At 39.3% G+C, this 8591-nt stretch carries 7 protein-coding genes and 1 pseudogene; 2 read left to right on the forward strand and 6 right to left on the reverse strand.

The annotated features are described in order from the left end of the window. A partial coding sequence (locus Q1R07_RS09940) for a DUF4293 family protein (protein WP_300489361.1) occupies positions 1-224 on the reverse strand: 224 nt, incomplete at its 3' end. Positions 225-410: 186 nt separating this feature from the next. Between Q1R07_RS09940 and rho the strand changes: the two genes are divergently transcribed. Beyond that, on the forward strand, positions 411-2159 hold the full coding sequence (gene rho / locus Q1R07_RS09945) for a transcription termination factor Rho (protein WP_300489364.1): 1749 nt from the start codon (positions 411-413) through the stop codon (positions 2157-2159). Positions 2160-2261: 102 nt separating this feature from the next. Here rho and lgt read toward each other — a convergent pair whose 3' ends face one another. The 5 genes from lgt to Q1R07_RS09970 form a co-directional block, all read right to left on the reverse strand. Beyond that, a complete protein-coding gene (lgt, locus tag Q1R07_RS09950; RefSeq protein ID WP_300489376.1) occupies positions 2262-3191 on the reverse strand; it encodes a prolipoprotein diacylglyceryl transferase in 930 nt (309 codons plus the stop codon). Positions 3192-3276: 85 nt separating this feature from the next. Beyond that, the gene (gene yidD / locus Q1R07_RS09955) at positions 3277-3504 is read right to left on the reverse strand and encodes a membrane protein insertion efficiency factor YidD (protein WP_300489367.1); all 228 of its coding nucleotides are present in this window, start codon (positions 3502-3504) and stop codon (positions 3277-3279) included. A 58-nt stretch (positions 3505-3562) separates the two neighbouring features. Then, positions 3563-5044 (reverse strand): cysteine--tRNA ligase, encoded by a 1482-nt coding sequence (gene cysS, locus Q1R07_RS09960; protein WP_300489369.1) that lies wholly within the window; start codon positions 5042-5044, stop codon positions 3563-3565. 47 nt (positions 5045-5091) lie between these two features. Continuing rightward, a complete protein-coding gene (gene folE, locus Q1R07_RS09965) occupies positions 5092-5763 on the reverse strand; it encodes a GTP cyclohydrolase I FolE (protein ID WP_300489371.1) in 672 nt (223 codons plus the stop codon). A 173-nt stretch (positions 5764-5936) separates the two neighbouring features. Further along, positions 5937-6377, reverse strand: a complete 441-nt coding sequence (locus Q1R07_RS09970; protein ID WP_300489373.1) for a hypothetical protein — start codon at positions 6375-6377, stop codon at positions 5937-5939. Between the two features lie 209 nt (positions 6378-6586). On the opposite strand from Q1R07_RS09970, the pseudogene Q1R07_RS09975 reads away from it, so the two are divergent. Beyond that, a pseudogene (locus tag Q1R07_RS09975) lies at positions 6587-8591 on the forward strand (hypothetical protein); the annotation flags it as partial.

Consider the following 8591-nt stretch of genomic DNA (forward strand, 5'->3'; position numbering starts at 1 on the left):
ATATTTAACCGGTTCATAACAAACTGGTTTTGTCTGTTTTTATAACTAAAGATACTAATCAACGAAAGCGTTGTGCTTAAACCGAAAAGCGATACATAAACCAGATTGGTCATGAAAAACACTTTTTCACCGGCAGGATTTGTCCAAAGCGGAAAAACAAAAGGTAGTATTCCCGAGAAGACAAAAGCGATAAAAAGGTATACGGTTTGAATTCGTTGTAACATTGTGATCTGAAATTGTTGAGCAAAAATAGCATTTCTTTTTTTAAAAAATAGGATATGAAACAAAATAAATTCGTATTATTGCATAGTCAAACCGTAAGTACTTCATTTTGCGGTTCTTTCATTTCACAAAAATATACTACCCAAATTTAGATCTACATTACATTTAATTTAACTAGAAAACGATTCATGTTTGATATTTCTGTATTAAAAGAAATGAAGCTCGCTGAGCTTCAAGAGATTGCGAAGATTGCTAAAATTAATAAGTATCGAAACCTAAAGAAAGACGAATTAATTTATCAGATTCTAGATCATCAGGCAACAAACCCGGAAGTTGTAAAACCAGCTTTAAAAGAAGAGACGCCTGCGGCAGAGGGTAAAATTAAAAGAGCAAGAATAGCAAAACCACAAAGGGAAACTAAAAAAGAAAGCAATCCGCTTCCTGTTGCAGTTAAAGAGACCAATGTAAAGGCAGAAGCAGTAATTGCGGCCCCGAAAGAAGCAGAAGTGATCCCTTCAGAACAAAACAAAGAAAAAGCAACTCCGGAAGTTACAGAACCGAAAAAGGAGAATAGCTTTACCAAGAAAAAAGAATTCCAGCAAAAACAGCGCTTTACAAAAGATAATAACTCCAAAACACCAGCGCAACCACAGGCAAACGCATCCCAACAACAATCCCGCCAGCAAAATCAGGAAGAAAACCCAACCGAGGGAGTAGCCGAAAAACCGCAAACCAATACCAATCAGGGGAATTCCCAAAATCAGAATACCAATCCAAACCAGAAAAACAAAAAACAAAATTTCAGAGAACCGGATTATGAGTTCGACGGAATTATTGAAAGTGAAGGTGTATTGGAAATGATGCCGGACGGTTACGGATTTTTACGTTCTTCGGATTATAATTACCTGGCTTCTCCGGATGATATTTACCTGTCGCAATCCCAGATTCGTCTGTTTGGATTAAAAACGGGAGATACGGTAAAAGGAGTGGTGCGCCCGCCAAAAGAAGGAGAGAAATATTTCCCACTGGTACGCGTATTAAAAATCAACGGACATGACCCTCAGGTGGTTCGTGATCGTGTTTCTTTTGAACATTTGACGCCTTTATTTCCGGAAGAAAAATTCAAATTGGCAGAAAAACAAAGTACGATTTCAACACGTATTATCGATTTGTTTTCACCTATCGGAAAAGGACAGCGTGGTATGATTGTAGCGCAGCCTAAAACGGGTAAAACAATGCTTTTAAAAGATATTGCGAATACCATTGCGGCCAATCACCCGGAAGCGTATCTAATTGTATTGCTTATTGATGAACGTCCGGAAGAGGTTACCGATATGCAACGTAGTGTACGCGGAGAAGTAATTGCGTCTACTTTTGATGAACCGGCAGAACGTCACGTAAAAGTGGCCAACATTGTATTGGAAAAAGCAAAACGTCTCGTAGAATGCGGACATGATGTTGTAATCCTTTTGGATTCGATTACACGTCTGGCGCGAGCGTACAATACGGTTCAGCCTGCGTCCGGTAAGGTATTGAGTGGTGGTGTTGATGCCAATGCGCTTCAGAAGCCAAAACGTTTCTTCGGAGCGGCTCGTAATATCGAAAACGGAGGTTCTTTAAGTATCATTGCTACAGCATTAACCGAAACCGGTTCTAAAATGGATGAAGTGATCTTCGAAGAATTTAAAGGTACCGGTAATATGGAGCTTCAATTGGATAGAAAAATTGCAAACAAACGTATTTTTCCGGCTATCGATCTAACATCGTCCAGTACGCGTCGTGATGACTTGTTATTGGATGAAGCAACGATTCAGCGTATGTGGATTATGCGTAAATACCTGGCGGATATGAACCCGGTAGAAGCAATGGATTTTATCAACGACCGATTTAAGAAAACCCGAAACAACGAAGAGTTCCTGATTTCGATGAATGACTAACGAACAGGAAATTAAATATAAAAAAGGCTGCTTCAAATCTGAAGCAGCCTTTTTTATTTAGTTTAACACCTGTCAGGTTACGGAAACCTAACAGGTTTGAAATTATGCAATAGGATCTTGTTTTTTAGCGCGGATCAATAGGATAAGGCCTACAATGATAAAAGGAATACTTAACCACTGACCGGTTGAGAATAGTCCTAATTCGTTTTCGAAACCACCCTGGCTTTCTTTTACGTATTCTACGATAAAACGTACCGTCCAAAGTAATACCAGGAATAAACCGAACAGGAAGCCCAGTTTTTCGCGTACATTCGTTTTCCAGTATAGGAAGAACAGGATCAGGAATACAAAAATATAACCGAATGCTTCGTATAACTGTGCCGGGTGTTTTGGGATTACATTTTCCAATAACGGTGCAAATTGCGGGTTACTTTCGATGGCTTTATAAGCTTCGGTAGCGTTGTTGATATTGGTTAAACGCATGGCTTCGCCCGGAGTATATTTGTCCTGAATAAAACGGATTCCCAAAGAGGAAGCGGTTTCGTGACCTACGATTTCGGAATTGAAAAAGTTACCTAAACGAACAAAAATACCACCACAGGTAACCGGAATAATGATACGGTCTAAAATCCATAATATTGGTTTGTGGATGATTTTTTTGCTGTAGTAGTACATTACCAGGATAATGGCAATAGCAGCACCGTGGCTGGCCAATCCGGCGAATCCGGTAAATTCGAAATGCGGTTCAAAACGGAACGGCAATAAAATTTCCAGTTTGTGATCTTTAAAATAATCCCAATCGTAGAAAAATACATGTCCCAGTCGGGCGCCGATTAACGTAGCGAATACGGTATAAATAAAAAGAGAGTCCAGTTTTTCGATTGGAATGTTTTCTCTTTCGTAGATATGTTTCATAATGTACCATCCTAATCCAAAGGCAATTACAAACATCAGGCTGTAATAACGAACGGTAAAAAAGCCTAAATCAATTCCGTGTGAAGGATTCCAGACGAATTGTAAAGCGTGTGTCATCATAGTATTATGTGCTTATATTTTGGTAAAAATAGAGAAATGTGAGCGAACCATACTCATATTTAAGGGAAATTTAAAGATTAAATCACGGAACGGGATCGTAACCTTTTCCGCCCCAGGGATTGCAACTGATAATTCTTTTTGCGGCCAGCCAACTCCCTTTAAAAAGTCCGTGTTTTTGCAACGCTTCGAGGGAATATTGCGAACAGGTAGGCGAATAACGGCATACGGAAGGTGTGAAAGGGGAGATTGCAGCCTGATAAAAACGGATGATCCAGATAAAAGGTGTGATGAGTATTTTTCGAATGGTCATGGGTGTTTAAAATAAAAATGATGAAGTTGGAGGCTTCATCATTTTGGTTGTATATTTTTTAGTTTAACGAGAAGGAAGTACCTTCTTTTCCGTCTTTTAATTGAATGCCTAAGGCAATTAACTGATCCCGGATCTGATCGGATAGTGCAAAGTTTTTGTTGGCTCTGGCTTCGTTTCGCATACCGATCAACATGTTGATTACGCCTTCCAGTTTTCCGTTTTCGGCATTATCTGCTTTTTCATTTTTCAGACCTAAAACGTCAAAAACAAAAGCTTTTATCGCTTTTTTAAATTGCTCCAGATCGGTCGCGTTTAAACTTTCTTTACCGTCTTTTAGTAAGTTGATATACCGAACGGCTTCGAAAAGCTGCGCGATCAGGATCGGACTGTTAAAATCGTCATTCATGGCGTCATAACAAGCCTGTTTCCAGCTATTGATGTCTAATGTAGACGTTGCTTCCGGTTGGATGTTTTCCAACGCGTCGATCGCTTCCATTAATCGGTTAAAACCTTTTTCGGAGGCCAATATCGCTTCGTCCGAAAAATCAAGGATACTTCTGTAATGTGCCTGTAGGATAAAGAAACGGGCTACGGCTGGTGAAAAAGCTTTGCTTAAAACCGTGTTTTCGCCCGAAAATAATTCTCTTGGAAGAATGTTGTTTCCGGTCGATTTAGCCATTTTTTTACCGTTTAGCGTAAGCATATTGGCATGCATCCAGTAGTTTACCGGAGAATGACCAGTGCAAGCTTCGTTTTGTGCGATTTCACATTCGTGGTGTGGGAATTTTAAATCCATTCCGCCACCGTGGATGTCGAATTTCTCACCCAGGTATTTGGTACTCATTGCGGTACATTCCAAATGCCATCCCGGAAATCCGTCGCCCCATGGTGAAGGCCAACGCATGATGTGTTGTGGCTCGGCATTTTTCCACAATGCAAAATCCTGCGGATTCTTTTTGTCCGACTGACCGTCAAGGTCGCGGGTGTTGGCAATCATATCGTCGATATTACGACCGCTCAGGATTCCGTAGTGGTGTGATTCGTTGAATTTAACCACGTCAAAATAAACGGAACCGTTTACCACATAGGCAAAGCCGTTGTCGATTATCTGTTTGATAATTTCAATCTGTTCGATGATATGCCCGGTGGCAGTCGGTTCGATGCTAGGCGTCAGGTTGTTGAAAAGCTCCAGAATCTGGTGAAAATCCACCGTATATTTTTGTACTACTTCCATCGGTTCGATCTGGTCGATACGTGCTTTTTTGGCGATTTTGTCTTCGCCATCATCTTCATCGTCAACCAAATGTCCAACATCGGTAATATTACGTACATAGCGTACTTTAAAGCCAAGATGCTTTAAATAACGATAGATTAAATCAAAAGAGATAAAAGTTCTACAATTTCCCAAATGTACATTGCTGTAAACCGTTGGTCCACAAACATACATTCCGACATTTCCCTCGTGAATAGGAGTGAAAAGTTCTTTTTCCCCGGAAAGAGAATTGTAAATCTTCAAATTCTGATTTTGATATAATTGCATCGTATACTATTTGTTGTTTGATTTATTTAATTGTCTAAAATAGCAAATTAAAATTGAGTGTCCAGCTTAATATAGTCTAAAAACTCGCGGCGTACCTTGTCTTCTTTGAATTTTCCGCCAAATTCGGCCGTAACGGTACTACTTTCGATATCGCGGATTCCACGTGAATTAACGCATAGGTGTTTGGCATCGATAACACAGGCTACATCCTGCGTATTTAGTACGCGTTGTAATTCCTGTACAATCTGAATTGTTAAACGCTCCTGAACCTGTGGTCTTTTAGCGAAATAATCGACAATACGGTTCATTTTGGATAATCCCACTACGGTACCGTTGGAGATATAGGCTACGTGCGCACGACCTACGATAGGTAATAAGTGGTGTTCACAGGTTGAATATACTGTGATGTTTTTTTCAACCAGCATTTCGCCGTATTTGTATTTATTGTCGAAAGTAGAAGATCCCGGTTTTTTCGCAGGATTTAATCCGCCGAAAATTTCTTTTACAAACATTTTAGCAACACGGTTTGGTGTTCCTTTCAGGCTATCGTCGGTTAAATCCAATCCTAAAGTATTTAGGATGCTTTCAACGTCTTTTTTGATAGCATTTATTTTTTCTTCATCGGATATTTCAAAAGCATCAGGACGTAATGGTGTTTCAGCGCTGGATGCGATGTGATTGTCACCCATTTCGTCGTGCAAATCATCATTATGGATCATTATGTAGAATTTTAGAGTAAAAAAATTAGCTGCAAAGATAACTAATAAACTTGATTTTGTATTCGGATTCCTACTGTAAATTGTGTTTTAAATGTTAATCATTTAATAAAATAAAAAAAGGTTAAACAAAATGCTTAACCTTATTATATGAGAAATAGTTTTGAGAACTATTCTTAGTTTTTACAAGAACCGTCACTTTTTAAGAAAGTGGTACAGTAGTCACTCCAGGAATAACACATCCATTGAGAAGTTACACCTTTATTATCAATAACTCTCCAACGGAACCATTTTGATGACAATAAGCTTAAGGTTAGGGGAGAAGTAAAAATGTAATCGTTGTTAGATCTTGTGAAATTGCTCGCATACTGGCTGTCGGTAGACTTGAAGAATACCGGTTTTTCCAGATATTCGGATGGGTTGATACCGCAAGCATTGTTTTGTACCTCGATAGTGTATCCTTGTGTTAAATCCTGCGTAGTTGTAACTTTCAATATCGCGTTTGAATCCGAGTTAACGGAAGTCAGTGTAAAAGGAGACTTTGCGCTTTGAGCGGATAAAGAGGTGATGAATAATAGAAATAATCCTATAATACTTTTGGAATAAAATTGTTTCATAATGAAATTTCAGGTTGGTTAAGTTTGTAAAACTATAAAAAAAAACGAATAATTATCAATGTAACAAAATTATTTAACTAGATGCTTTGTTTTTGTTATGGTATTTTGCTGGAAATGTTAATTTTTGTAATTGATGATGTTTTTTACACTAATAAAGTTAATTGTTTCTTAATTTTATGTAAATTTCGCGTTCCAAAAAACTAATTATAATGAGAAATAATTACCTGTTATTGTTATTATTTTGCATTTTCTCGGTCAATATGTTTGCGCAAGCGCCTGGTTGTGCGAACGTTCACGGGGGAGATGTGAATGGTAATCCTGTCTCTCCGATCTGTAATCCGGGGGATTGTAGGAATCTTACAGCAACATTTTTACAAACCGGAGGGACCAATACGTATGCGGTTGCCTCGGTACCTTATGCGCCACCATTTCCGTTTACCGGCGGAACAGGTGTTTCAGTAAACACTGATGACGTTTGGTCGAATGCCATTTCACTTCCTTTCAAGTTCTGTTATTTCGGAGTAAATTACACAACTTGTTATATCGGATCAAATGGAATTATTTCATTTAATCCGCAAACAGGGGGGGCATTTTGTGATTATGCGATACCAAACGCGCAGCTGCCAACAACGTCAACAGGTATGCACCGTAATGCGATTATGTTGTATCAGGATATCGATCCGCGTTTTACAAGACCTGCTAACCAACCACAAATTACTGTTAACTATCAAGTGTTAGGAACGTATCCTTGTCGATCACTTGTTGTTAACTTTACCAATGTACCTTATTATAGCAGCGGAAATGATAGTCATGTTGATAATACTTTTCAGATCGTATTATATGAAACTACAAATGCAATTGAGTTTTATGTAAAAGCAAGACCAAATCCAAGTCCTACGGTTTCTTCTCCTATTAATGGAGGAAGAGTTGTTTTAGGTATCCAGAATGCTGCGGGTACTGTAGGATTTACACCTCCTGGTAGAAATACAGGAACCTGGACCGTTACCACTCCGGAGGCATGGCGTTTTACACCGTCAGGACCGTCTAACGTAACGTTCCAATGGTTGGATGCTACGGGAGCACCTATTAGTAATAGTACTTCGGTAACTGTTTGTCCTACTGTTAATACATTTTATACAGCCGAAGCAACTTATACCGCTTGTGACGGAACAAAAACAATTGTACGGGATAATGTACCAGTAACCGTTAGTGACTTTGATATTAACGAACCAGATGATTTGAATAAATGTCCGGACGACACAAGTTGTTGGGATTTAACACATAATAATGCTGTTGTATTGGGTACCTTAAACCCGGCAGATTATGTGGTGACCTATTATCCGACTCAGGCTGATGCCGAAAATGAATTTAACTGGATTAATGATCCAACGTGTTATAATCCGGTTGCCGGAAATAACTTCGTATATGTAAGGGTGAATGATCCGAATTCGGATTGTCATAAAATCAAAGAATTTGAATTGATTCGCGGTGGATCAACACCTCCTGCATTTACGCAGATTGGACCACTTTGTTTAAATACACCACCACCAACATTACCTACAACTTCCAATGATGGAGTTACAGGTTCATGGAGTCCGCTAACAGTAAGTACGAGTGCAGTAGGTACGACTACGTATACTTTTACACCGGATCCGGCACAATGTTCAAGTGTTACAACTATGGATATTCAGGTGATTGCTGAACCAACGGCAAGTATTACAGGATCGACCATCTGTGAGAATACTTCAGGTACTCTTACTGTGACCGGTACACCTAATGCATCTGTAGATTATTCAGTAGGAGGAACTACAACGACAATTACTTTGGATGCTTCAGGATCGGCTACTATTACAACACCGGTTTTAACAGCTACAACTACTTATACATTAGTAAGCGTAACATCGGCAGGAACAACGCCATGTACAAAAACATTAAATACATCGGCTGATGTAACGGTTCTTCCATTACCAACAGCTACTATTAGTGGAACTACTACAATCTGTGCCAACCAGACGGCAGTTATCAGCTTTAACGGTACACCGGGAGCAACTGTAAACTACGATGTTGACGGATCTGCAGGAAGCGTTACGTTAAATGCCTCCGGAAATGGATCGGTAACAACGCCACCATTAACAGTTAATAGTACCTATACATTAGTGAGTGTAATTACAAATGGTACAACACCACAATGTAGTCAGCCAGTAACCGGAAGTG

The sequence above is a fragment of the Flavobacterium sp. genome (genome assembly GCF_030146175.1).
Lineage (GTDB): Bacteria > Bacteroidota > Bacteroidia > Flavobacteriales > Flavobacteriaceae > Flavobacterium.